This is a genomic window from Streptomyces sp. NPDC050422 (assembly GCF_044458665.1).
Taxonomy (GTDB): domain Bacteria; phylum Actinomycetota; class Actinomycetes; order Streptomycetales; family Streptomycetaceae; genus Streptomyces.
The window spans coordinates 1-24,266 of sequence record NZ_JBITIE010000043.1 but is presented as its reverse complement, the minus strand read 5'-3'; the positions used below and the strand labels follow the sequence as shown (position 1 = coordinate 24,266).

Sequence of the window (24,266 nt, the reverse complement as noted above, 5' to 3'; positions counted from 1 at the left end):
GGTTACTCCTCTCGGATTCCGAGGCGTAGGGCTACGCTGCCCGGCTGTAGTCCGGCACCGGGGCGGCCAGGGCCCGCATGTGGGCGCCCAGTCCGCTGTGGAGGTCGACGCGCGGCTGCCAGCCGAGGACTTCTCCGGCTCGGCCGGGGTCGGCACGGGTGAGAAGGACGTCCCCGTTGCGTGCGTGGTCCTGGTGGAGCTGGATCTCGCGGCCGGTGAGGCTGTTGGCGATGTTGATCACGTCCAGCAGCGATGCGTTCGATCCGCCGCCGACGTTGATGGCGCCGTGTGCGGTCGGGACGACGGCGGCGGCGATCGTGGCGGCGACCACGTCGTCGATGTAGGTGAAGTCGCGGCGCTGGTGGCCGCCTCCGTACAGACGCAGGGGTTGTCCGGTCAGGGCGGCGTACAGGGCGCGGTGGGTGAACATGTCGGCGCGCTGCCGGGGGCCGTAGACGGTGAAGTACCGCAGGGCGACGACGCTGGGGCCGATGGGGCGCTCGGCGTAGGCGAGGCAGAGCTGCTCCTCGGCCAGCTTGGTCACGGCGTACGGGGAGGCGGGATTGGGGCGGTCGGTCTCGAGGCTCGCGTCGCCGTCGGTCGGACCGTAGACGCTGGACGAGGAGGCGACGACCAGTCGAGGGACGGCGATCCGGGTGGAGGCTTCGAGGACGCGGTGGGTGGCCAGCACGTTGGATGCCAGGTAGTCGCCGAACCGCAATCCCCAGGAGGGCCGTACACCGGGGATGCCGGCGAGGTGGAAGACCGCATCGGCGTCGATCAGGAGCGGGTCGATTGCGCAGTGGAGGAGGTCGGCCGTGACGTGGTGGTATCCCAGGCGTCCTCGCAGCGCTGCAAGGTTGGCGGCGGCCGTCGGGTCGGTGGACGGGTCTCGGCGGTCCACGCCGATCACGGTGGTGCCGGCCTGGACGAGGGCGTGGGCGAGGTGGGAGCCGATGAATCCGGCGGAGCCGGTCACCACGGCCCGTCGGGGGACAGCGTTGGCCGAGGGCTGCTCGTGCTGTGGCACGGGGATCTCCAGAGAGGTGTCGTCGAAGGGGAAGGTCAGGTGAGCCGGGACAGGACGGTTCTGCCGTGCGCGCTGAGGACGGCGTCGTTCTCCTGGTGGCCCTTGACCAGGGCTGTGGCCGCCTCGATGGCGCCGAAGGACTCCAGGAGACGTCGTTCGGTGTCGTTCGGTGGACGCCCGTAGCCGTCGAAGAAGGCGGTCCGGAGGTGGGGTGCGGCCTGCCAGCGCCGGAATTCGAGCCGGGCGAAGTCACGGACGCGGGCGTCTCGTCGCATGTGCTCGAAGTCGTAGGTGCCGAAGGTGTCGCCGAGCAGCCAGTTGCGCGGCTGATAGTCGAGATGGCAGATCGCGCTGTCCATGTGGCTGGCGCCCAGGACCACCGCGTGGTGCTTCAACAGGTTCTCCTCTGCCGCGTCGAGTAGGTCGGCGTGAACGGCCCGGTCGATCCACCGCTGGAACCGCTCGGCGAGCGCGGCAGCGACGGCACCGCCCTGGGGCATGGCCGTGGCGCGGTGCAGCTTGCCGAGCACGTGCCCGGCCTCGTGGTGGGCCAGTTCCTCCTCGGGTGAGCCGGGAGCGACGGTGTCCGCACGATCCCCTGTGAGTGCGGTGAGCAGCAGGGTGAGGGTGGCCTCGTCACGGCCGACCAACTCCGGTGCATGGCCGCTTAGATGGGTGCCCCACGCCCCGTAGGCGTGGAGTTCTCCGGCATACCGGTCTCGCTCCGTGTGCTGTTTCGCGATGAAGCGACGCCCGTCGCCGGCGACCAGACGCACGACGCGGGACGGGAGCGCGGGGTCCGCTGCGATCTCGACTGCGCCGAGGAAGCGGTGCGCCAGTCGTATGCGGGGGTCGTCCGAGGTCGCGATCACGGGGTGGGCCCCGGCGTGAGGAGACTGAGGTGCTCGGTGTCGTTGTGCCGGTCAAGCATCCAGCGGGTCTGGCCCAGGCGGTTGCGGTGGTGCTGCCAGCGGGTGATGGAGGCGTGGTTGTGGTTGAACCCGGCCGGCGAGCCGATCGGGATGCCGAGCAGCAGGGTGTGTGCGGTGATCACCGTCTCCCCGTGGGCCGCGAAGACCACGCGCCTGCCGTGGTTCTCCTCGATGAGCTGGCTCAGGTTCCTGCTGGCGCGCTCCAGGAACCCGTTCCAGGTGTCGGAGCCGTTGGCCCAGGGCGTGTCGGGGTGGGCGTGCGGCCCGCCATCGGCGGCCGTCTTGACCGCGTCCCAGGGCTGGCCGTCGGCGTCGCCGTGGACCGGGCCGTCGAGTCGGTCGTCGTGGTGCACGGGGATCTGGAGCGTCTGGGCGATGATCTCGCCGGTCTGGACGAGGCGGATCCGCGGGCCGGTGTAGATGACGTCGAAGGGCTTCTTCAGGTGCTCGGTGGCCAGGCGGCGTGCGGCCTGTTCGGCTTGGGCGTACCCGAGGTTGGTCAGGCCGGTGCAGGTGCGCAGGCCCCCGACAAGGCCGTCGGCGTTGCACTGGGCCTGGCCGTGCCGGACGAAGACGAGTTCGGTGGTGATCATGAGGCTCCTCGGTAGCTGAAACGGAGGGGCAGGCTGTAGTGGTAGCCGTTGCGGCCGACGTACGGGGCTGTGAGCACGGCGTGCAGGCCCAGGAAGCTGTCGAGCTGGCCCCGGTCCGTGGTGCCCAGCCGGGCGTCGTGGCGACGGGCTGCCGCGTTGTACGCGAGCAGGGCGGTGGTGACGGCTTGGTCCGTGAGCGGCCCGTAGGTCAAGTGGAGCGTCGCGACGAGCTTGGCGAGGTCGTAGCCCATCGGGGCGAGGGACAGGTCGTCCGAGTCGACGGCGACGATGTCCTGCGTGCTGGTGATGATGAAGTTCCGCGGGTTGCTGTCCTTGTAGAAGGCGCAAGGTCCCTCGGTGGTCGCTTTCAGCAGGCCGAGCATCGCGTGCAGGGCCGTCTTGTTCGGCAGATAGCCCTGCTCGTAGCGTCGCCGTAGGGCGACGTTCCGGGGACCGAGGTAGTCGTCGAACTGCGTGCCGTCCTGGAAGTGGTGCGGTGTGTCCAGCGACGCGGAGTGCAGGTCGCTGGCCCAGGCGGCACCGTGGGCGTGGCCGAGCAGCTCCGCCACGCGCGGGAGGTCCTCGGGGCGTACGGAGCGGCCCTCGATCCGTTCGAACGTCAGAGACTGCGGTCCGGCGGTGTGGAGGGCAGGCTGCCGCAGCGGCTTGGCGTGGGCGGTGAGCCACCGGTAGTGGCGCACCGCCCCCGCCGCACGCTCCGGTTCCGCGTAGTACTTGGTGAACGGGGCGGGGCTCATGCCGGCTCTCTTCCTTCCTTCGGCTGGGCGACGACGAAGGTGATCCGGGACCGAGTGGTCACCGCCTGGTCGGGAAGGAACTCGTGCAGGGTCGCCGCCAGGGCCCCGGGGTTGCCGTACAGGCCGGGCACCAAGTCGTACTTGGGGTTGGTGGCCAGGTACTGCGCCGTGTGGTCGTGGCCGTCGAAGGTGAAGACATGTTCCTCGTCCAGGACGGCGATCACGTCGAGCGAGGAGGCAGCCACGTTGGCGAGGTTGCCGCTGTGGGCTGCGGTGTAGAGGCTCTCGTGCTGGGCGGCACGCGGATCGAGGCCGGCGGAGGCGACCAGCTGGTCCATCTCCCGGTAGCTGTCGAGACCCTTAGTGACGAGCACGGCCAGACCCCCGGGGGCGAGCACCCTGGCCATCTGCGCGACGACGTCCTCGGGGTGCGGCGAGTGATAGAGGCAGAACGCCGCGACGACGATGTCGCTCGACCCGTCGGGCAGGGGGAGGTCGTGGAAGTCGCCTTGGACGAACCCCACCGTGCTGTCGGGCAGGTCCTTGGCGCGCTCGCGGGCCTGGGCGAGCAGGGAGGGGGCGGCGTCCAGGCCTACGACGCGCTGGGGCCGGAGCTGCTCGGCGATGACGAGGCTGCTCGTGCCGCGACCGCAGCCGATGTCGAGCACCACGCCGAGCCGGTCGGGTCGGGCGTGGTGGGTCTGTACCAGGCTGACGATCGTCTCGGGCACTGGTTGTCCGGCGGTCTTGGCGCGCATCAGGGCACTTGTGCGCCCGGCCAGCCGCGAGGCGTGTCCGTACAGCTCCGACTGCCGGGCGGGGTCCAGGAACGGGTTGGGCTCGTTCATGCCGCACCCCCTGACCGGGGGCGCGGACCGGTCAGGACTGTTCGGCGGCGACCTTCCGCAGCCAGCGGCGCGTCTGTCGCCGGTTGGCCAGCAGCACCACGTCGGCGCCGGAGCCGAACTCCTCGATCTTCGCCATCACGCGGGGCCGCATCTTGCGCCGGTACGTGGCGACGTACTTGATCACGCCCCAGTGGATGCGGTTGTGCACCCCGTTGCCCTTGTGCCCAGCCCCGTGCCGGATCTGCCGGGAGAAGATCCCGTACAGCGCCGCCACGGTCGACACGTCCATCAGGACCACCGTGTCGCAGGCTTCTAGCCGTACCTGGAGCGTCGAGTTGTAGTTGCCGTCGATCACCCACCGCGGCTGCGCGACCAGCTCGCGCTGCACGTCGGTGAACCGATCCATGGGCAGCGCGTTCCACTCGTCGTCGTAGAACGCGGCATCCAGGTACGTCACCGGGGCGTCGAGGATCCTGCCCAGTTCGCGGGCGACGTGGGATTTGCCGCTGCCTCCGCAGCCGACGATGGCGACCTTCTTCATGGTGCTCCAGCGTAGAGAGGTTCGGATGTCCGGCGGCCCCGTCCTCCGGGGCGCGCCCGGAGGATCCGCGCGCCGTGGTCGATCGAGCGGTCTGCATCAGGCAGCTCCCCGCTCGGTCGCGGTGGCCTGGAGGAGGCCGCGCAGGACGGACTCCAGGGTGTTGACCTGCTTGCTCAGGCCGAACAGCCGCAGGCGGTCCACACACGCGGCGATCAGTGCGGCGTGCTGTTCGGTGCCGGCGATCTCGCGCAGGTAGGAGAGGCGTTCGAGCACGTCGCTGCCGGAGCGCACGACCAGCTCCTTCGGGACGAACCGGTCAGCGAAGCGGATGTCCGCCGGGGCCAGTGGCAGGCACCCGGCGAGCACGGCTTCGAAGATGCGCTGGGTCATCTGCCCGACCGCGGCGTACCGCTCGGGGAGCATGAGAACCGTGGCCAGGGACCGGCCGTAGATGCGGGCGGCTTCCTCGAACGGGATCCGGCCGAGGAAGCGAACGTGTGGCCAGCGGTCGGTCTTCGTCCACTTCCCGGCGACAAGATGTTCGACGCGGCCGGCGGCCGGGGCGATGAAACGGTCGAAGGACTCGTCGCGGTCGTACTGGTTACCCACGTAGCCGAGGCCGAGGTCCCTCGGCTGTGCCGCGAGTGCGACTGGGTTCGCCTGGGCGAGGAGGTCCTCGGCGACGGGGAAGAGCAACGTGTGCGCGCCGTGGGTCGGTGCGAGGGCGGCCTCGCAGACGCGGGTGTGCGCAGTTTGGCGCCACACGCTTTCGGCTCGCAGGGTGCGGTCCTTGTCCCAGATCACCGTAGGTGTCTGGTGCCGCACGGTGTAGTGGTTGATGAGCTGGGCCTGGCGGTGCAGGTCGCAGGTGTGTCCCTCGCTCCCGCACACGGTGGTGTTGCGGCCGGTGATCGCCCAGCGCCACTCCAGGAACAAGACGTCGATGTCCGGAACGCCATCGTCGAAGGCGTACGTGCCGCCGAGGTCGTCGTCGGCTTCGATACGGTCGCGGTCAGCCTGCAAGAAGACGACGTCGTGACCGCGGTCGAGGAGGGCGTCGATGAAGGGGCGGCGGTGGCTGCGGCCCCCGTCGGGGGTGTCGGTGACCCCGTTGCCGAGGAAACCCCAGAAGCTGTATCCGATTTTCACTTGGTGATCCACCGCCCTTCGAGGAGCAGGGCATCGAGCCCGGAGTTGGCCAGGCAGTCCAGGGCCATCTCCGGTGTTCCGCAGATGGGCTTGCCCTTGACGTTCAGGGATGTGTTGATCAGCACGGGCACGCCGGTACGGCGGCCGAAGGCGGTCAGAACCGCGTGCATGAACGGGTTCTGCGCCTTGGTGACGGTCTGGAGGCGGGAGGTGCCGTTGGCGTGCACGATGGCCGGCACGTGCTCGCGCGCCTTGTCCGTCACGCCGGAGGCCATGGACATGTACGGCGCCTGCTGGCCGAGGGTGAAGAAGTCCGCGGCACGCTCGGCCAGGATCATGGGGGCGAAGGGCCGGAACGGCTCGCGGAACTTCACGGTGGCGTTCAGCCGCTCGACGACGCCGGGCTCCAGCGGGGAGGCAAGGATCGAGCGGTTGCCCAGAGCCCGCGGCCCGGCTTCAACGGCCCCCTGGAACAGCCCGACGATGGTGCCGTGGGCCAGCTGATCAGCGAGAAACTCTGCGGTTTCGATGCCCAGGGTCTTCTGGTGAAGGCCGGGCCAGGTCGCGAGGTCGAGGGGCCGGTCCTCGTAGGACGGGCCGAGGTAGCAGGTGCGGGCGACGCCGACCACCGGGCGTGGGCTGTGGCCGTCGACGTGCACGGCAAGGGCAGCACCGATCGCGGTGCCGGCATCACCGGGCGCGGGCGGCACGAAGACCTCTTCGAAGATGCCGGCCTCGATGATCCGCCCGATGCTCACGCAGTTCGTGGCGACTCCGCCGGCCACACACAGGCGGCGGGAACCGGTGAGCACGCGAGCGCGGCGGGCGAGGTGCACCATCACCTGCTCGGTCCGTTCCTGAAGGGCCGCCGCCAGGTCTCGGTGGACTTCGGCCAGGGGCTCACTCGGGTGCCGTTCGGGGCAGGTCTCGGCGATGAAGCGGGGGGACGTTCGCTCGTATCCCGACGTCAGGGTGCGCGTGGGGAAGTAGGCGGGGTTGATGCGGAATCCCGTTGCCGTCGTACGGACGGCCTGGGCGAACAGGCGGCGGAAGCGGGCCGGATCGCCGAGGGCGGCCAGCGCCATCACGGTGCCCTCCTCGTCGCCCCGGCGCCAGCCCAGGTGCTCGGTGACGGCGCCGTACACATACCCCAGAGAGGCCGGGTCGTTGATCGCCTCCAGGGTCTGCGCGCGGGGCCGGAGCGTGTCGTGGCCGAGAGCGATGGTGGTGGTCTGGCGCTCGCCGAGGCTGTCGACCACGAGCACGGCGGCTTCGTCCCAGCCAGAGGCAGCGAAGGCCGTGAGCTGGTGGGCGCGATGGTGCAGGACCGGCATGACGCGGGCGGCGGGGAACTGCCGACCGATCAGACGCATGCGCTGCTGGGTGCGCACGGCCACCTTGGCGAACCCGTGTGCTCGGGCGATGGCCCGGTCGCGCGTCGCCGGGGAGAGCGCCAGCCGCAGAGCAGCGGGCGACTCGGCGAGGTAGCGGGCGGGCTGGAAGTTGTAGGCGACGGCGTCCACGTCGGCCGCGGTGAGCTTGGCCTGGTCGAGCAGCCATGCGACCGCGTGGGCCGGGTACGCCTTGGTGTGCTTCTGCTCTGAGAGGCGTTCTTCCTCGACAAAGCCGACCAGTTCGCCGGCCACCAGCAGGGCTGCCGACGAGTCATGGGTGTACGCGCACAAGCCGAGGACGACCGCGGGGGTGCGTTTCATGGCGGCCGTCACCTCGCCCCGACTGTCGCGGCGATCTTGGACGAGCGACGTTCCAGCTCGCCGTACCACGCAGTGAGGGCCTGGCCGAGGGGGCCGTCGATCCCGACGGCAGCCCGCCACGCCTGGGTGCGCTGTCCGTCCTTCCACAGCAGGTAGCTGCGCAGCGTCTCGGACATCGCGTCCCAGCCAGGATGGCCGGTCACGTCGCGGGCCTCGATCTGGTCTAGCAGGCCGCCGAAGCCCTTCCACGGCGTTCTCAGGTCGGGCATGACCGGGCTCGCCGCCAGCGAGGTCAACTGCTCGGCCTGCTCTACGTGGTGGTCATAAATGTGCAGGGAGCCAACGTGCAGGTGAAACTCGCCCAACTCCGCATCGAGCCACCCGGCAACCAGCTCGTGCAGCACGGTGTAGAAGAACACGTCGTACGGCATGCCGATCCACACGTCCTGGCCGCGCATCGTGGTCGCCATGTGCAGGCGGCCGGCGCGCAGGTGGAAGTGAAAACCGAGGGTGCAGGGCACGTCCTTGTGCCCGGCGGCGTCCTGGGCCGGGTCGTACAACTGGATCAGGGCCCGCCGGGAGTCGGGGTCCTCCTTGAGGATCTCCACGACGCGGGACAGTTGGTCGACCTTGCCGCCCCAGTTCCGCATCCTGGGCCCGTACGCGCCGAGCAGGACGCCGTCGTCGGCGTACTTCCGCAGCCGCGCGTTGTAGTCGAAGATCCACGGAGCGTCGGAGCCGGACAGGTGCCAGACGGTCTCGGCGACCGCGAAGGCCGGGTTCACGACCCTGGCCGGGGGCGCGTAGAGCAGACGGGCGCGCGGCTGGGTAAGCAGGAGATGGACGTCGCGGACTTCCCGGGTTGCCATGCCCCGGGGGCTGACTCTCTCGCCGGACTTGGCCAGCGTGATGGCGCCGGAGAACAGCTCGGCCATGCTGTCGGCGGTGAGGTGCGTCATCGGGCAGGGACTCCTTCGCCCTGAAGCGGCACAGAGTCCGAGCCGTGGGCATCGTGGTGGACGTGATCGGAAGACGTGGCGCGGGCTTCGGCGCGCTGGGTGATGAGGCGAGCGACCTGGGCCGCGCTGTTGCCGCGCCACCGGCACACCGCGTCCGTGGCCGTCTGCGAGCCGGGCGGGTGTGGATCGCGCAGTGCGGAGAGCGCCTCGGCGACGTCGTGAGCGTTTCTGCACCGCGTCGCGAGGCCATGAATGGCCAGGTCCAGCGTGCGTTCGCCCGGCGAACCGATCTCGAGAACCGGGACGCCGAGGAGAGCAGCCTCGATCCCGCACGTCGAGTACGCGCTCGCCAGCGCGTTGGCACCGGCGAGGCAGCCGCGGGCGCCAACACGCGGATCGGCGACGGCCACACGGGGCCCTCCGTCGCTCCGCAGCAGTGGGGCGAAGCCGTCGGTGCTCTGTGCCGGATGCGGGGCAATGACGAGCCCCCAGTCGCCGTCCGCCTCACGCAGTCCGTCCAGGAGAAGGTCTGCCTGGGCCTTGAGTCGATCGGGGCCGAACGGCTGGCAGGCCCATACCGCGATACGGGCAGGAGCGCGGCGGTTGCCGGGAGCCAGCACCTTCTCCAGGTACCGCCGCTGCGCCTCACGGCCGAGGTCCGCGAGCGCATCGAAGCGGGGCTGCCCCAGCACGTGCACCTCGGCGGCGGGGTGGCGCATCCACGCTGTCGCCAGCGGGCGGTCCCGTTCCCCCATCACGACGATGTGGCGGCTGTGCAGTGCCGGCCATGCGACCGACTCCGGCGTCCACGCCCCGTGCTGGACGTGGACCGTGTTCGCGCCGTGGCGTTCGGCCGTGTGCAGGGCCAGTGCGCCCAGCGGGCTGGTGTCGTTGCTGAGGAGGACGGTATGTGGTCGGGTCGCGGCGAGGACACCGCCCAGCCACGTTTCCGCTTGGACAAGGGCCCGCCACGAGGGCTGTGTGCACCCGCCGCTGGATTCCAGGAGTACGGACAAGAGTCTTACGAGTCGCGCAAGTTGGACGGAGTGGTCTTTGATGCGGACGGTGTGGTGGTCCTCGGGCAGGTGGAGGTCCACGGCGGTGCCGGAAAGGGTGAAGAGGTCGCTCGGCGATGTGCACAGGTCGATGCCCGTGGTCGCCGGTGCCGGGCATCGCTCCGCCGGGTCGGTGGCGAGGTCGAGCATCAAACTCGTCCGCCCGTCGCGCTCCAGCTCGACGAGCACAGGCATCAAGGTGGCGGCGTGCCGGGAGGACCAGGAGAGCGCTACGACGTCTCTCTCCCGTAGACGCGAGGGGCGCGGACTCGGCTGGGTGTTCGCCGTGCTGGCCCGGGCAAGGTTGCGTAACTGGGCGGAGCGGGAGGGGTTGTACGGTGCCGCCGCTCCGAGCAGGTAAGCGATGCCGGACCAGGTGACGGTGTAGGCCAGGTACTCCCTTGAGCTGCTCGAACGCAGACCGACGAGCCCTTCGTACGGAGCAAGGGCCACGGGCCCCGGAGCTGCCGAGAACGGCTCCCAGGCGCTCAGGGCCAGCAACTTGCGCAATACCTCGGCCACGAAGCGCCGAACGGGAACGTGCTGCACATGCAACCAGCTGGCCCCACCAGGCGTCGAGACGAGCGCAGCGCTGTAATTCTCCAGGGCGGCCATGACGGTCTCGAAAAGATGACGCAGTTCTTTTCGGTCGAGGGGGGCGGCCTCCAGCTCAGCCGTCTTGATGCACTCGGTCTGCACGTGGCCGAGGGCACCGGTGCCGACGAGAGCCCATCGGGGCTGGCCACCGAGGTCAGAACGGACCAGGCCCAGGCCGCCGGCAGGACGGATGCTCACACCAGGCTCCCCTCGATGAAGGGTTCGGACGGCTCGACGGAGTGGAGGAGCTGCAGCAGTTCCTGCGGAGACGCGAGGATCTCCGGAGGGGGTGAGGCGGGCTGCCCGTACCCCCACCCCGCGTGGACGTACGCGACGCCGGCGCGAGCCGCCGACTCCTGGTCGACCGCCATGTCCCCCACGTACGTGGCTTCAGAGGGATCTACCCCCAGGTCGATCAGCGCCAGCAGGATCGGGTCCGGTGCCGGCTTCGCGCGGCCCAAGTTGCCCGGCGTGCGAACCGTCGCGAAGGGGCAACCGAGTTGAGCGAGAAGCGGTGCGGCGCGGTCCAAGGGCTTTGACGTCACGACTCCCAGCCGCCAGTCCGCGGCAGCGAAGGCATGGAGGACCTCCGCGATGCCGGCGAACTGCCGGGCGAGGTGGGAGGCGGACCGGGACGCCGTCTCGTACGTCTCATTGACGAGCTCGGCGTCCCCCACTCCGAGGCGGTGCATGATGTCGATGAACTCGCGCCCCAAGTGGGGCTCGTACGAGGCAAACGGCATGTCGAGTCCGTGAGTCGCCTGGACCTCACGCCACGCCCTTTCCATGACCGGCCGGGTGTCGAGCAGGACACCGTCGAGGTCGAGGAGTAGGGCACGTGGTGACGTACCGGAGGAGGTTCGCTTCGTCGGCGCAGAGACAGACGAAGGCGGAGGGATCGAGTGGGTCGTCACAGCGAGATCTCCTCGAGGAAGGGGATGCGGTAGCGGGCGAGTGCGACCATCCGGTGTCACAAAGGCCGGCTGCACTCGCCGGACAGGAAGAGAGCGGTGTGCCTGCCGAGCCAGCAGCGTTCCTGCTCGGCCCACCCGTTCTGGAGGGCCTGGACCTGTTCCTCTGTGAAGCCGCGCTGCCATGGCCTCTCGTCCGGCTCGGCTCCGCGCCCGGGACAGACGCGTACGAGGACGTACAACTGCCCGCCGGGCCGCAGCCACCGTCGTGCTCCGACCATGAAGCGCTGGTGATCGATGAACGGCAGGACGTTGCGGCAGACGATGAGATCGAGCGAGGCGGGCGGCAACTGGGGCGGGATCGCGTCCGCGTCAACGTCGTGGACGCCGTAACGCAATCGATCTCCGGTGCCTTGTCTCTGAGCGGTCTGGATCGCCGCCGACGAGAAGTCCAGGCCCAGCACGTCGTACCCCCAGTGGACAAGCTGCCTGCTGAAGCGGCCGATGCCACAACCGACGTCGAGCACGGACGACCCGGCGGACGGGGTGATGTGCTGGAGGAATCGTTCGGTCTCGGAGGCGGTCACAAGGCGGTCTACGGCGCGGCCCTCGCGGTACCAGGTATCCCACTGGGCGGAGCTGAGGTGGTCCACGGCCGTCGTCATGCCTCGTCCTGAGGGAATCCGGGCAGAGCTGGAAGACGCCACTCCCCCAGAGGCCGGGAGACATGCAAGGCGGCGGAAGCGGTAGAGATCGAAGCCGCCATCGCGCATCTCGCCGGCGGGACCGGCGTGAAGGTCCAGCCCGGCCTCGCCGGGCGGTCCCGGGGCAGCGTCCTGGATGGCGAGGAGGGCCTCGCCATGGTCACGGCGCGGTAGGACTCGCGGCGCCCCGTCGGTGTGCCCCTCGAACGTCATGCTGGTCCCCCTGGTCAGGTGTAGTGGTAGGTGATGGCGAGCACGGCGAACACGGCGGCGATGAGGAGGACCTGGGCGCTGACCTGTCTCCAGCCCCAGCCCTTCGCATCCATCCAGAGCAGCGGATGCCTTCAAGTCGGCGCGTCCGGCTTATCAGGGATCACGAGGTGCACGAACGCCTGGTACCGCTCGCCCAACTCCTTGATTACGGCGTGGTACTCGTCGTCATCCGAGCTGATGTTGTGCCGGTCGAGAGCGATCACGCCGTCCGCGAAGCCGCCTCGGATCAGTCGCTCTACCTCGCCCCAGCCAGGACGCTTCCAAGGTGGCGTGTAGACGCCACGGCTGGTGCGCGAGCCGGGGAAGTACGTCGTGGTCACGGGGACGGCCACGTCGTGAAGCCGTGCTCCTATCGCGTATCCGCGCTGCTCGGCCTCGGCCTGGAGGGTGTTCCAGTCCTCGTCCGGGCTCGCACCCCGGCCCAGCACCAAGCTGTATGCCAGCACGCGGAGTTGGCGATCACTGGCGTGACGCTCGTACCTTTCGGTGGCCTCGCGGTGGAACTGCTGACGAAGCCAACGAAGCTGCCCGCTACTCGACGGACGTTCCAGCGTGGAGGGCCCTTGATGCCAGCTTCGGATCCGAGAGTTGTCGGCATCCATCAGGTCAGCGGGCGTCTGCATCTCCGTGGGCACATCACGGTGGGTCGTCGTAGATGACGATGAACGAGGCATGACGAAACTCCCATCTGGGTCCAGCCAAGTTGCGTGCGGAACGGGGTGAGTGGCGCAGACGAAGTACAAAGTGCGTGATCTGGCGACTACGTTGAGCCAACCGCGGATTCGCGGAGAGGGACATCCCTGAGCGGCTGTCAGGGCCGCCAAGGTCGCCAAAGATCTTTTAGGAACCGAGGGGCACGCCATGGCCCGTACACGTAACAGCGCTCTCGCTGCGGTACTCGCGGAAACCGGCTGGTCGCAGACGCAGGCAGCGGCGGCCTTTGTCCGGGTTGCGTCCGAGTGCGGGGCCCGAGACCTGGTGGGAGTCTCGCGCTCGCATGTCTCGATGTGGGTGTTGGGCACGCGCCCGAGCGGGCAGGCACCCCATATCCTCTGCGAGACGTTGTCCCGCAAGCTCGGCCGCCGTGTGACTTCGGGGGAGATCGGGCTCGCTTCCGTCCCCGGGCAGTCGGAAGGCGGTTCCGACTGGAGCGTCGACCCTTTGACCCTGTTAGCCGAACTGGGAAGCGACGACTTGGACATGCATCGACGCAAGATGCTGGCAGCGACCGCCTACTCCGTAGCTGGCCTTTCGCTTCCGCCGGCAGCTTGGTGGGAAGCCGCCCCTGCCGCCGCAAAGGGCCGGCAAGCTGCCTCCTCCCGACGGGTATTGGCGGAGGACATCGATGATCTGCGCGACCTCACCAGCTACTTCTCCGCCCGTGACCAGCAGCGTGGCGGCGGCAGAGGGCGTCGCGCGCTCGTGGGGTACTTGCGGGAGGAGGGTGTGCCTCTGCTGAGTAGACACTTCATCACCGAGAAGATGCGACGCGAGACATACTCTGCCGTCGCAGAAATGACGTACCTCGCAGGCTGGATGGCCTTCGATGCCTCCGAGCACCGTACCGCTCAGCGCTACCTCACCCTCGCGGCCCGAATCGCGGCCGAAGGGGACGACGGACCGCTCAGCGGCCATATCCTGCGAGCTCTCGCCCACCAAGCCGTGGACTTGGGCCACCCCCAGCGGGCTCTTGACCTGGCAAGCGCTTCCATGTCGAGCGAACGCTACGGCCAAGCCGGTCCAAGGGAACGGGCCCTACTCAGCATCGTGTATGCACGTGCCCTCGCGGCAGCTGGCGACCACACCGGCACCCTCAGCGCAATCCGCCGAGCCGAACGGGACCTGTCCCACGCCGACACCGACGAAGCTCCAAACCGCGTCGGATTCTTCCAGGAAGCATCGCTCGCCCACGAGACGGCTTGCGCCCTCCGCGACCTCGGCCAGACCCGTGACGCAGAGATTCACTTCCAGCGAAGCGTCGCAACCCGCCGCCGTCAGCTTTTTGCCCGCACCCACAGCGTGACCTTGGGATACCTCGGCGCGGTCCAGGTCAAGCAGGGACACCTGGACGAGGCCTGCTCCACCTGGAACCAAGCTCTCGACGCCATGGCCGGAATCCGCTCCGGCAGGGCACGCGACGTAATCGTTCGCATGCAGAGCGACCTCTCACCCGTCCGGAAGCGCGGTGGCCGGCACGTTGCGGAACTGGACCGCCGCGCATGCGAAATCCTGCGCACCATAGGGTGATCGCATAACTCGGCAGTCGGACCGCCGTCGGCCCGCATTACCAGTTGTAGCGCGAAGGGAGAGCGAAGAACGGTGACTACATACGAGGTCAGCTCGATCGCGACCATCGTAGGGGGCCACGAGCGCGTCCTGGACGATCACCAGGGTGGCGTGCATTCCATCATCCGCGTCCACAGCACGTATCCGCTCGAAACGCTTCAGGGAATCGAGGAGTTCTCGCACCTGACGGTGACCTGGCGCTTCCATCTGGCAAATCCCGAAGATGTGCAACTGCATGCACGGAGCCCGCGAGGAAACCCGCGGTGGCCGGCGACAGGGACGTTCGTCCACCGCAATCACCGCAGGCCGAATCAGCTCGCGGTCAGCTACCCGCGTCTGCTCGACGTGGATGGCCGAGACCTCCTCGTCACCGACCTCGATGCCGTAAACGGCACTCCCGTGCTTGACCTGGCACCCTACTTTCAGCAGATGGGACCCCAGGGCCCTGTTCGTCAACCCGCTTGGCCCGGAGAAATGCTCGATCCGTGCTATTGGGCGGACGCGAGCGATCGGCCCACACCTGACGGAGCACCGTAAACACCTGGGCTTGATTCGCTTTGACGGGCAGTCGAGATCTGGGGTTCAGCCCCGGGAGGACGCCCATCGTCGAGAGCATGGGGGAAGAAGAAGCCTTCGGTGCGGGACTGGGTAAAGCAGGCCAAAGTCGACGCGGGCGAGCGCAACGGGCTGACCAGCAGTGAGCTCGCAGGTCTGGCCGCGTTGCGGCGGGAGAACCGCAGGCTGCGTGACGCAGTTGCTGCTGGACAGCCACCGCGCCCTCGCCCAACAGGTGCCCGACTTCTCCCACGTGATGTACGGGGCCATCCTGCGCGGCGCGCGTCCGCTGAAGGCGAAGAGATCCTCCACCAGATCCTCATCAGCTGCGGCCAGGGTGGGTGAAGGCAAGGGCATAGGCCCGCTGGGGCTGGCTGGTTACACGGTCGCCCGCGATGGAGACAGCACGAAGAATAGCGGCGGCCACCGTGAAGTCGAAGACGTCGGTTCGTACGGCGCGACGCAACGGGCACGAGTCGATCGGACTTGGGGCGACGATCGGCGCGCTGGGTACCTAGCGGGCCTGAGAGCTCCCGGCCGCCGGGGCGACGCTGGATCCTCGGTGCCTGGCCATCGTTCCCGAGCTGGCCCCGGCACGTCCGTAAGGGAGAGCTGCTCATTCTGGTGTCAGACTCATCTCGAACCACACGAGCTTGCCAGCTGAGAGCCTGGTTGCCCCCCACCGTCTGGACAGCCGGTTGACCAGGAAGAGCCCGCGCCCGCCTTCGTCGGTTTCCAGAGCGCGCCGCTGCTGGGGCAGATGCGGTGAGTCGTCGCCGACCTCGCAGCGCAGGATGTCGGTCCGCAGCAGCCGCAGGGTTACCGGCCGCTCCGCATACCGCACGGCGTTGGTCACGACCTCGCTGACCAGGAGCTCCACCACGTCCGCGATGTTGTCGAGCCCCCATCGACTGAGCGCCCTGCGGGCCCGCTTGCGGGCCCGCCTGGGTGCCTGGTCGTTTGGCTCCAGGAGCCAGTAGGCGACGTCACTTGGCGCAATCCCGTCGAAGCGGGCGGCGAGCAGCGCGATGTCATCATCCCGGTCGCCGGGCGCCAACACGGCCAGCACGTCGTCACAGATAGCCTCCAGCGGCGGTGGCTGGTCCGGACTGGCTAGCTGGGTTGCGGCGGCCGCGAGCCGCTCTCGAAGCATCTCGATGCCCGTCCAGACATCCCGTGCCCGGGACTCCACCAAGCCGTCCGTGTACAGCAGGAGCGTGGCCCCTGCCGGTGCGTCCAGCTCGACTGCCTCGAAGCCGACCCCGCCGACGCCGATCGGGGCACCTGGCGGCACCTTCAGTACCTCGGCCCGACCGTCGATGTGGAGCAGGATGGGCGGCGGGTGGCCGGCGTTGGCGATAGTGACGCGGTGCGCGACCGGGTCGTACACCACGTACAGGCACGTCGCCATGCGGTCGCTGCCGAGACGCTGGGCCTGCTCGTCCAGGTGATGCAGCACCTCCTGTGGCGGCAGGTCGAGCCCGGCCAGCGTTTGGGCGGTGGTACGGATCTGGCCCATGATCGCCGCGGAGGTCATCGAGTGGCCCATGACGTCGCCCACGACCAGGGCGACCCGGCTGCCGGGCAGCGGAATCGCGTCGTACCAGTCGCCGCCGACCCGGGCCGTCTGGGCGGCGGGGAGGTAGCGGGAGGCGAGCCGGACCCCGGTGGGCTGGGGAAGTGAGTCGGGCAGCATGATGCGCTGGAGCTCGTCGGCGAAGTACGCCTCACGGCCGTACAGCACGGCCTTGTCGACACCGAGTGCGGTCTGGGTAGCGAGCTGAGCGGCGGCCAGTAGATCGTCCAACTCGAAGGCGGGCCGCCTGGCTCCGCGCAGGAAAACAGCGGCACCGATCACCCGCCGTCGCCCGCGCAGCGGCGCCAGAATCGTATGGCGTCCAGTGGGTTCGGTTCGATCGGGGCCTATCAGCTCGAGAAAGGCAGCTTGGGCAACAGCGGAATGCCCGAACACCGGCCGTACGCCACGCAGCACCTCAGCCAGTGCGCTGTTCGGGCGGACCTCGCTCACTTCGAGCACGGGCCAATCGATGGTTTCAGCTTCGCCAGCCAATCCTTCCCGCTGTTCCAAGCGACGCAGCCGCAACACGAGCGGGAAGGCTGGCCGTTCGTTGCCGACCGGGATCTGGTCACAGAGATAGACGAGTACGGCATCGGAGAACGCTGGCACGCTCGCTCTGCACAGGCCCAGCACGATCTCGTCCAGGTCGATGCCACGGGAGATGCGTCGGGTCGCGGCGCCAACGAACCGGAATCGATCTGAATTTCTTCGCACGACTAGCTCGGCTCCCGGCCCATCAACCCTGGTGGGGCGGTTGTTCAGGGTTGTTCGGGATAATCCCTCTTCACTGGGTGCCCATCTGTCGACCTCGAGAGTTTCAGGAATCAGGACTTCCGGCCCGAGTCCTTGCTGTGGGTCCGCAAGAGAGCTACGCCACCCCAGCTCGTCGGCAATTTCGTCGACGGTGTCATGCTCACGGTCGAGTAGAAAACGGGCGGTTTGGAGCGCTTCGTCTACCTGGTCAAGGGTGCTGTCCTCGTCGGAAGGGCCGGTGAACTGCTGGGGAAGTTCGATTTTGGAGGCCGCCTCGGGTGAGAAGCCTGGATTGCCTGCGGTCCGGAGTTCCTGAATCTCGGCTTCCAGTACGAGAATCCGGCGCGCCGCCATATCTGCGACGGCCTGAGCCCGTACCCGTTCGGTTTCTGCTCGGGCGAGGTGAAGTTGCAGGTCTTCGCGCTGTGCTGTGGCGCGTCCCAGGCGGTGCTGCAGGGTTCCGGTGTCCGCGATGCCTGGGCTGCTCGGGGCTGCGGTCATTGCATCCAGACGCCGCGTGAGACCGGAAATTTGTGCCTGCGCCTGCCCGAGAAGGTTGAAGAGGACTGTGGCAACCTGCAGCGACTGGTTACGGGCTCGCTCGCTGGTTTCATACGCCTTGCGTACTCGGTTGAGCTCTTCCAGTGCGTTGAGGGCTCGTTCCTGCGCCTGGAAGACTTCTCGTACGGATACCGCAGGTTCGCCGTCGGGGGCTATCACAGTGGGCCGAGCCTGAGCTGCCTCCCACAGAGTTCGAGCGGGTTCCATGCGACGGGTTGTCACCGATTGCGGTTCGTGGTGAAAACACGAGTCTGCAACCGCCTCAACCAGGTCCCATGTCAGGCCGTCGCCAGCGAGCCGTTCACGCAACTTCCTCAGTGGGGGAACCACTCCGTCGTGGAAGTGATCCGCGACAAGCTGAGCGTGTAACTCCGGAACACGCATTTCCGCTTCGTCCAGCCACGACCTGACGATACCCACAAGATCATTGATCTCGGTGCAGGGCCCCCTGGCCGCCGCCCATGGACGGCCCGGCCGCTTCACAGCAGTCACCCTTTATGTCCCTTCAGGGGATGTTGCGAACAACCCGACGTTGTCAGCAGAACAACATCCAACCCACGCATGGGGGCCCGTCGCAGGTGGATCATCAATTTGCCCGCCGGCAGGCGCATACCGCCAGTCGACGTCCGGCTGCGGGCGTAGCTTCCAGCCCCACCGGACTTCCGCACATCACCGAAGGAACGGAGTGCATCGTGCACAGCAGCCACGACACCGGCCCAACGACGGACCCCTCACGGCGAGCTCACCATGCGAGGGCTTGGCTTCTGCGCCGACGTCCTGCCCTGCTCTCTAGCGCTCTCCGCGGTGCCGCCTATGCCACTGGGGCCGGCCTCGTAGGTCTCGGCTTCTGGTGGCTCCAGCAACAGTTGTAAACCGCACCGATCAGCAGAGCAGGCGATGCGCCGGGCCAGCTCGGCGTGCGGTGCCACCAGCCCGACGGCCGCAGGGTGCGTCGAACGACGACGACACTGTGACGGGTGTCCGAAGACGCCAGCCACTGGAAGCTTGGTGCTCAGCCCGCTTCGATTGTCAGGGTGCGAACGAGTGCAGGCAGTGATGGTGTGCTCGCACTGCCGGGCACTTCGAATGGGCGCGGATAGTCTCCTGGTGTCCGGTGAAAGGGGCGGGACATGCTCACACTCGGCGCGCAGGCGGCCAAGCGTCTGGCGTTCATCGAGTTGCTCTAACAGCATGGCGTTGAGCAGGGGAGACCGCCGATGGCGATGGCAGCGACGAGCCTGCTCCGAGCCGCCGTGACGGGACCGCCCTCACGTGACCGCTGTGACCCAGAGATGGGGCTGGTCAGCCGGCTCACCGAACCGATGTCCGGCAACCAGCTCGACGCGGCCCGAAGAGATCTCGAAACTGTCACGACAGCTCCGACACCGCTTCTCACCAGGCTGAGGAGGGAATCCCTGACCGGCCGTGGCGTACGTCCGAGCCAGTAGAGGGCCTCACAAAGAGCTGACGTTCCTCTACCCAGAGTGATCAAGTCCTGCAAAACTGGCGCGATGAGACGTGTGCACCTGGAAGCGGCCGAAGACCATGTTGAGCGCCTGGCGAGAGAGCACGATCCCGTGGGAGCCGTGAAGGAGCTCATTTGGAACGCGCTGGACGCGGATGCCACCAAGGTCACGGTAACCATCGAGCGGTCGGCCACTGGTGCGGTGGACAAGGCCATGATTGCGGACGACGGGGAGGGCATCACCCCTGAGGGCTGCACGACCGCTTTCGAGAAGATCGGTGGTTCGTGGAAGAAGCACAGCCACACCACGGTCGGCGGCCGCCCCTTGCACGGCCGTGCGGGCCAAGGCCGTCTCCGGGCGTTCGCCCTCGGCGCCTTCATCAGGTGGACCACCGTCGCCAAGGGACTTGACGGCCTGCGGAAGACAACGGTCACGGCGCACAACGCCTCGCGCAACGACTTCCAGATCGGCGACTCCACGCCCACGCACGAACCGACGGGAACACTGGTCGAGGCTTGGGGTCGGCAGTCGGTGGTCCTGGACCGCCTCACCGCCAATCGCGCTCGGAGTCTGCTGACGACGGAGTTCGCTCCGTACCTGGCCAGGTACCCCAGGGTCGAGATCGTCTTCGACGGGGAGAAGATCGACCCCACCGCGGTTATCCAGAAGCAGTCCGAGGAACGCGTCGAATTCGAGCACGACGGTGCTATGGAGACCGCTGTCGTCCGGATCATCGAATGGGACATGCGGGTGGAACGCGAGCTCCATCTGTGCGATGCCCTCGGCGTCCCAGTCGACATCACGGAGACGAGGATCCAGGCGCCTGGCTTCGATTTCACCACCTACGTCCTCTGGGGCCGGATGACGGAGCACCGGGGCGACTTCCTGCTGGGCGAAGCGTCCGACGGCCCGGTGGCATCGCTTCTGGCCGCCACGCGGGAACACCTAAGGTCGTACTTCCGGAAGCGGGCCGTGGAGCGCCGCAAGGAGGTGGTCGACCAGTGGAAGGATGCCGGTCTCTACCCGTACGACGCCGAGCCGACAAGCGAGGCCGAGAAGGTCGAACGGGAGACGTTCGACATCGTGGCGTCCACCATTCACCGCCACATGCCTCGGCCGGCGAAGCATCAAAAGGCCACGCTCGCCCTGCTGCGCGAATCGGTCAAGCATCAGCCAAGCAACGTGAACCGGATACTCGACGAGGTCTTCCGCCTCACGAGCGACGACAAGTCGGAGCTCGATCGCCTCCTGAACCGTACGAGCCTGTCGAGCATCATTAGGGCGTCCACGAGCGTTACGGACAGGCTGGATTTCCTCGCGGCCCTCTCCCATATGGTCTTCGATCCGGAGGTCAAGAAGCTCGTCAAGGAGAGGTCGCAGCTCCACAAGATCCTTGAGAACGAGACGTGGGTGTTCGGCGAGCACTACCAGTTGCTCGTGAGCGATCGCTCCCTCGACCAGGTGCTCGATCGTCACCTCGGCCGTCTCGGGCGGGACAACCGGAGCCCTCAGCCCGTGTACCGAGAAGACGGATCGGTGGGGATCGTCGACCTCATGCTGTCGAGATCCAGGCGCGAGCACGACCGACAGCAGCATCTGGTCGTGGAGTTGAAGGCACCCAAGGTCAAGGTGGGTGACAAAGAGCTCCAGCAGATCAAGAGTTACGCGCTCGCCGTGGTCGAGGACGCCCAGTTCGCCGACGTCGGGGCGGAGTGGGACTTCTGGCTCGTCACTTCAGAGATGAGCAAGGTCCTGAGAGCGGAAGCCAGGCAGGCGGGAAGGCCCCGCGGGTGCATCTGGGATCTGAAGGAGAACGAATACACCGTCCGTGTTTGGGTCAAGACATGGTCGGAGCTGATCGACGAGAGTAAGGGCCGCCTGCAGTACTTCAAGGAGCATTTCGACCATGACCCGTCGGTCGAGCAGGCAATCGACTACCTGCGTCACTCCCATTTCCCGTACCTTCCAGACGCTCTGATGCCAGCTCCGCGTGACGGGCAGACAGGCGATACCGGAGCTGGCGTCTCGGGCTCGACGAACGCAGCAGCGGATCCTGGTGTGAAAGTAGGCGCGAAGACAGAGCTCCAGCCAAGGGCCTGAGACTCTATCGTCGCCTCGCTCCAGCCTCCCAACAGCAGCGATCAGCGTGTGGCGGCGCGTTGGACGCTCCTCGGCTCTATCGCGGCCGAAGCCCCTGAGCGGCAAACCCCCGCGTCGGCGGGGGAACTAGGCAGCTTCTTTCGGATCATCTCTCCGGCCAGAGGAAGATGGCGGCGATGTAGAGTCCGGCGAGCTAGATGGTGGCCGTCTTGTCGTAACGGGTGGCGAGGGTCTGGCGCAAGGCGACCACGGCCGTCATCGACCACACGGGCCAAAGGCCCTTCGGAACGGGATTTCTGCAGGAGACCGGCTATCTCTTCGAGGAGTACATCGGCCGCCAGCTCCGCCTGATCCAGGATGCTGCTGTGCCGCCGATGAGATCACGCACCGCGTTGCAGGCGGTTCTCTATTTCCCAGTGTGACTGCACGCATGTGGCCAGGAGTGCCGACGGCGCGGTGAGGGCATCCGCGCTGGTGATCAGGTAGACGAACTCGACGGCCCGTCGGCCCTCCCTGGTGACGGTGCGCCGTCCGGCTTCCCAACGAAAGCAGGTAGGTACGCTCGGGTGCCGCGACAGCTTCAACGGCCAATGCCACCAGCCGCATGACCGCCATCAACCGATGGAATGTCGGATCGTCGATGTCCGCGACGACGTGTTCCACGTGCTGCTTGGGCGCCACCAGAACCTTCGCCGGGACAGTGAGCCCTTTCCAACCTCACGCTGCCTCGCGATGGAGGACGAGTACGGCCTGGATAATCACGGTGATGCGATTGGTGCTGCACCGGAGCTTCCGAAGGAGCCGCCAGCTCTTCAGGACTGCCATGGCCTGCTCGACCAGGCAGCGAATCTTGGCCTGACTGCTATTGTTTCGGCGCTTCCACCGCTTGAGCCGGGACAAGTTCGATCCATCACTCCCGGCTGGGTCTCCACGGTCACCATGTTTCACAGTCCGTGAATTGCTGCCGTTGAGCCATCAGCACACAACGTAATCCCTGGCCGTGGACAGCTCCTCTTGCTACGGCAGCCCACGGCGGCTTGACCGGACCGCAGCTTCTCCATTCGTCGGCCAGACCGTTCACCCGAGGGGCATCCCGGAGCCCCGGTCGCCTCAATCAGCAGTCGAGGCGACCTGACACTCAATCAGAAAAGTCAGCATTGAGTCAGCATTCGTCCTGGCACACAAGGTCAGACGCGGGCACACATGGGAACGCCGGTCCAGCGGAAGGCCTTCCTCTGAGGCACTCTCAGCCGCTTCCAGACCTCTCCCGCCCACAGTAACGACGCAGGCGCGATCGGGCACATCTCAAAGCCAAGAACCCGTAAGAACCCGCAGCTCAGCGCACCCGTCCACGCGGTTTCAGGGGCACAGCGGGCAGTGCGGGAGCCGGGAGCGGCGCACCGTCATAGCCACGTACGGTGCCGAACCGATCGCCGTTCATCCAGTCCTCACGCGCATGCGTGATATCGTCCTGGGTTCTGGCCACGAAATTCCACCACATGACGATCTCCTCCTCGAAGGGCTCACCGCCCAGGAGCATCAGGCCGGCGTCGGACTCCGCGCGCAGCGGGAGTTCCGTGCGTCCGCAGCCGAGGTAGAGCATCGAGCCGGGCAGGACGGGGACACCGTCGACCTCCGCCTCGCCGGACATCGACAGCACGGCGTACTCGAAGTCCGGGTCCAGCGGGAGACGCGCCTCGGCCCCCCGGCTCAGGGCGAGGTCGGCGCCGACGATCGGGGTGTACGCGGTACCGGGCGAGGTGGCGCCGTCGAGGGTGCCGAGGATCACCGTGGCCGTGAGGCCGGGGGCGGTGACGGCCGGGAGGTCCGTGTGGTGCTGGAAATGCGGCGCGACGTTGCGGTGGGCATCGGGGAGGGCGACCCAGAGCTGGGCGCCGTGCAGCAGCGCGGCGTGCGGCCGGGGGCTCTCCTCGGAGTGGCTGATGGCTCGGCCGGAGGTCATCAGTCCGAGTTCGCGCGGGCGGATCGTCTCCAGGCTGCCCAGGCTGTCGCGGTGCAGGACCTCGCCCTCGTGCAGCCAGCTGACCGTCTGCAGCCCCATGTGAGGGTGGGGCGGCACCTGCATCCCGGGTTCGTCGGCGATGTCGTCGGGGCCGTAGTGGTCGACGAAGGCCCAGGCCCCGACCATGCGGCGGCCCAGATTGGGCAGCAGTCTGCGGACCTCGGTGGACTCGCCGAGCCGGACATGGCGCGGGGCGAGGAGTTCGCGTACGGGTTCGGCGACGACGAAACCCCGCCCTCCACAGACGGAGAGTGCGGCCTGGCGATCGAGATTGCTCATGGCGGTCAACCTATTCCCGTGCGGCTCCGGGCGGACGGCACCCACGCCGAACATTTAGTGGAATGTTAAACCATCGATGCGTGTTGAGGCGTGTGGATACGTACGGGAGCGGCCCGGCGGCACCCTCGACCGAGGAGGTCACATGAGCGACACCTACTACGAGTTCGGTACCGCCGCCGAGCGCTGGGACCGCGCTCAGTTCTTCTTCGAGTCGAAGGAGTACATGACCGCGGCCCGGATTCTGGGCGGACTCGTCGAGGAGGTGCCGGATCAGGTCGCTCCGCGGTTGCTGCTGGCGCGGGCCTACTACCACTCGGCGCGGCTCGTCCGGGCCGAGACGGAACTGCGCGCGGTGCTGGAACTCGACCCGGTCGAGCAGTACGGACGGCTGATGCTCGGCCGCACGCTGGAGCGTCAGGGCCGGCAGGCCGAAGCGGACACGCAGTTGCGGATGGCGGCCGCGCTGTCCGGGGACTTCACCCCGGCAGGTACTGCCTGACCGCCGCACGCGGCCGGGGCGCCCCCCCCCCACCCGGGGGGGGCCCCCCCCCCCGCGGGGTAAAACAACCCGCCCGGCCCACCACCACACCCCACACCCC

19 protein-coding genes and 1 pseudogene are annotated in these 24,266 nt (G+C 67.8%); 4 read left to right on the top strand and 16 right to left on the bottom strand.

The genetic code is table 11. The features are described 5' to 3' along the window. Window positions 1–31: 31 nt before the first annotated feature. The 13 genes from ACIBJG_RS37885 to ACIBJG_RS37825 all read right to left on the bottom strand — a co-directional run bounded on the left by ACIBJG_RS37885 (window position 32) and on the right by ACIBJG_RS37825 (window position 12,511). The gene (locus ACIBJG_RS37885; RefSeq protein ID WP_399314780.1) at window positions 32–1,030 is read right to left on the bottom strand and encodes an NAD-dependent epimerase/dehydratase family protein; all 999 of its coding nucleotides are present in this window, start codon (window positions 1,028–1,030) and stop codon (window positions 32–34) included. A 35-nt stretch (window positions 1,031–1,065) separates the two neighbouring features. Then, window positions 1,066–1,902 carry a phosphotransferase gene (locus ACIBJG_RS37880; RefSeq protein WP_399314778.1) on the bottom strand — a complete coding sequence of 279 codons (837 nt, stop codon included), beginning with the start codon at window positions 1,900–1,902 and terminating at the stop codon, window positions 1,066–1,068. Further along, window positions 1,899–2,555 carry a histidine phosphatase family protein gene (locus ACIBJG_RS37875; RefSeq protein WP_399314776.1) on the bottom strand — a complete coding sequence of 219 codons (657 nt, stop codon included), beginning with the start codon at window positions 2,553–2,555 and terminating at the stop codon, window positions 1,899–1,901. The genes ACIBJG_RS37880 and ACIBJG_RS37875 overlap by 4 nt, the downstream gene beginning before the upstream one ends. Next, the gene (locus ACIBJG_RS37870) at window positions 2,552–3,313 is read right to left on the bottom strand and encodes a phosphotransferase (RefSeq protein WP_399314774.1); all 762 of its coding nucleotides are present in this window, start codon (window positions 3,311–3,313) and stop codon (window positions 2,552–2,554) included. Before ACIBJG_RS37870 ends, ACIBJG_RS37875 begins: the two co-directional genes overlap by 4 nt. Then, entirely contained in the window at window positions 3,310–4,161 is an 852-nt protein-coding gene (locus ACIBJG_RS37865) for a class I SAM-dependent methyltransferase (protein WP_399314773.1), read from the bottom strand. The genes ACIBJG_RS37870 and ACIBJG_RS37865 overlap by 4 nt, the downstream gene beginning before the upstream one ends. A 31-nt stretch (window positions 4,162–4,192) precedes the next feature. After that, window positions 4,193–4,702: a topology modulation protein gene (locus tag ACIBJG_RS37860; protein ID WP_399314771.1), complete on the bottom strand. Its 510-nt coding sequence runs from the start codon at window positions 4,700–4,702 to the stop codon at window positions 4,193–4,195. Window positions 4,703–4,798: 96 nt separating this feature from the next. Beyond that, on the bottom strand, window positions 4,799–5,851 hold the full coding sequence (locus tag ACIBJG_RS37855; RefSeq protein ID WP_399314769.1) for a hypothetical protein: 1,053 nt from the start codon (window positions 5,849–5,851) through the stop codon (window positions 4,799–4,801). After that, complete coding sequence (locus ACIBJG_RS37850) at window positions 5,848–7,566, bottom strand: carbamoyltransferase (protein ID WP_399314767.1); 1,719 nt, start codon at window positions 7,564–7,566, stop codon at window positions 5,848–5,850. Before ACIBJG_RS37850 ends, ACIBJG_RS37855 begins: the two co-directional genes overlap by 4 nt. A gap of 8 nt (window positions 7,567–7,574) precedes the next feature. Continuing rightward, a complete protein-coding gene (locus tag ACIBJG_RS37845; RefSeq protein ID WP_399314764.1) occupies window positions 7,575–8,525 on the bottom strand; it encodes a thymidylate synthase in 951 nt (316 codons plus the stop codon). After that, the gene (locus ACIBJG_RS37840) at window positions 8,522–10,375 is read right to left on the bottom strand and encodes a hypothetical protein (RefSeq protein WP_399314763.1); all 1,854 of its coding nucleotides are present in this window, start codon (window positions 10,373–10,375) and stop codon (window positions 8,522–8,524) included. Before ACIBJG_RS37840 ends, ACIBJG_RS37845 begins: the two co-directional genes overlap by 4 nt. After that, window positions 10,372–11,091, bottom strand: coding sequence for an HAD family hydrolase (locus ACIBJG_RS37835; protein ID WP_399314762.1), 720 nt, complete (start codon window positions 11,089–11,091; stop codon window positions 10,372–10,374). Before ACIBJG_RS37835 ends, ACIBJG_RS37840 begins: the two co-directional genes overlap by 4 nt. Window positions 11,092–11,147: 56 nt before the next feature. After that, window positions 11,148–11,753: a class I SAM-dependent methyltransferase gene (locus ACIBJG_RS37830; RefSeq protein ID WP_399314760.1), complete on the bottom strand. Its 606-nt coding sequence runs from the start codon at window positions 11,751–11,753 to the stop codon at window positions 11,148–11,150. A gap of 383 nt (window positions 11,754–12,136) precedes the next feature. Continuing rightward, window positions 12,137–12,511, bottom strand: a complete 375-nt coding sequence (locus ACIBJG_RS37825; RefSeq protein WP_399314758.1) for a hypothetical protein — start codon at window positions 12,509–12,511, stop codon at window positions 12,137–12,139. 415 nt (window positions 12,512–12,926) lie between these two features. On the opposite strand from ACIBJG_RS37825, the gene ACIBJG_RS37820 reads away from it, so the two are divergent. Both ACIBJG_RS37820 and ACIBJG_RS37815 read left to right on the top strand, forming a co-directional pair. Further along, window positions 12,927–14,312 carry a Tat pathway signal protein gene (locus ACIBJG_RS37820; protein ID WP_399314757.1) on the top strand — a complete coding sequence of 462 codons (1,386 nt, stop codon included), beginning with the start codon at window positions 12,927–12,929 and terminating at the stop codon, window positions 14,310–14,312. 72 nt (window positions 14,313–14,384) lie between these two features. Next, entirely contained in the window at window positions 14,385–14,888 is a 504-nt protein-coding gene (locus tag ACIBJG_RS37815; protein ID WP_399314755.1) for an SAM-dependent methyltransferase, read from the top strand. A gap of 634 nt (window positions 14,889–15,522) precedes the next feature. Here ACIBJG_RS37815 and ACIBJG_RS37810 read toward each other — a convergent pair. Further along, on the bottom strand, window positions 15,523–17,379 hold the full coding sequence (locus ACIBJG_RS37810; RefSeq protein ID WP_399314797.1) for a SpoIIE family protein phosphatase: 1,857 nt from the start codon (window positions 17,377–17,379) through the stop codon (window positions 15,523–15,525). Window positions 17,380–19,310: 1,931 nt separating this feature from the next. On the opposite strand from ACIBJG_RS37810, the gene ACIBJG_RS37805 reads away from it, so the two are divergent. Then, window positions 19,311–21,365 (top strand): ATP-binding protein, encoded by a 2,055-nt coding sequence (locus ACIBJG_RS37805; protein ID WP_399314754.1) that lies wholly within the window; start codon window positions 19,311–19,313, stop codon window positions 21,363–21,365. Between the two features lie 717 nt (window positions 21,366–22,082). On the opposite strand, the pseudogene ACIBJG_RS37800 reads toward ACIBJG_RS37805, so the two are convergent. Together ACIBJG_RS37800 and ACIBJG_RS37795 are read right to left on the bottom strand one after the other, a co-directional pair. Next, window positions 22,083–22,232, bottom strand: a pseudogene (locus tag ACIBJG_RS37800) (IS5/IS1182 family transposase); the annotation flags it as partial. Window positions 22,233–22,701: 469 nt separating this feature from the next. Then, the gene (locus ACIBJG_RS37795) at window positions 22,702–23,667 is read right to left on the bottom strand and encodes a pirin family protein (RefSeq protein WP_399314753.1); all 966 of its coding nucleotides are present in this window, start codon (window positions 23,665–23,667) and stop codon (window positions 22,702–22,704) included. A 142-nt stretch (window positions 23,668–23,809) separates the two neighbouring features. On the opposite strand from ACIBJG_RS37795, the gene ACIBJG_RS37790 reads away from it, so the two are divergent. Then, window positions 23,810–24,166 carry a tetratricopeptide repeat protein gene (locus ACIBJG_RS37790; protein ID WP_399314752.1) on the top strand — a complete coding sequence of 119 codons (357 nt, stop codon included), beginning with the start codon at window positions 23,810–23,812 and terminating at the stop codon, window positions 24,164–24,166. The last annotated feature ends 100 nt before the right edge of the window (window positions 24,167–24,266 follow it).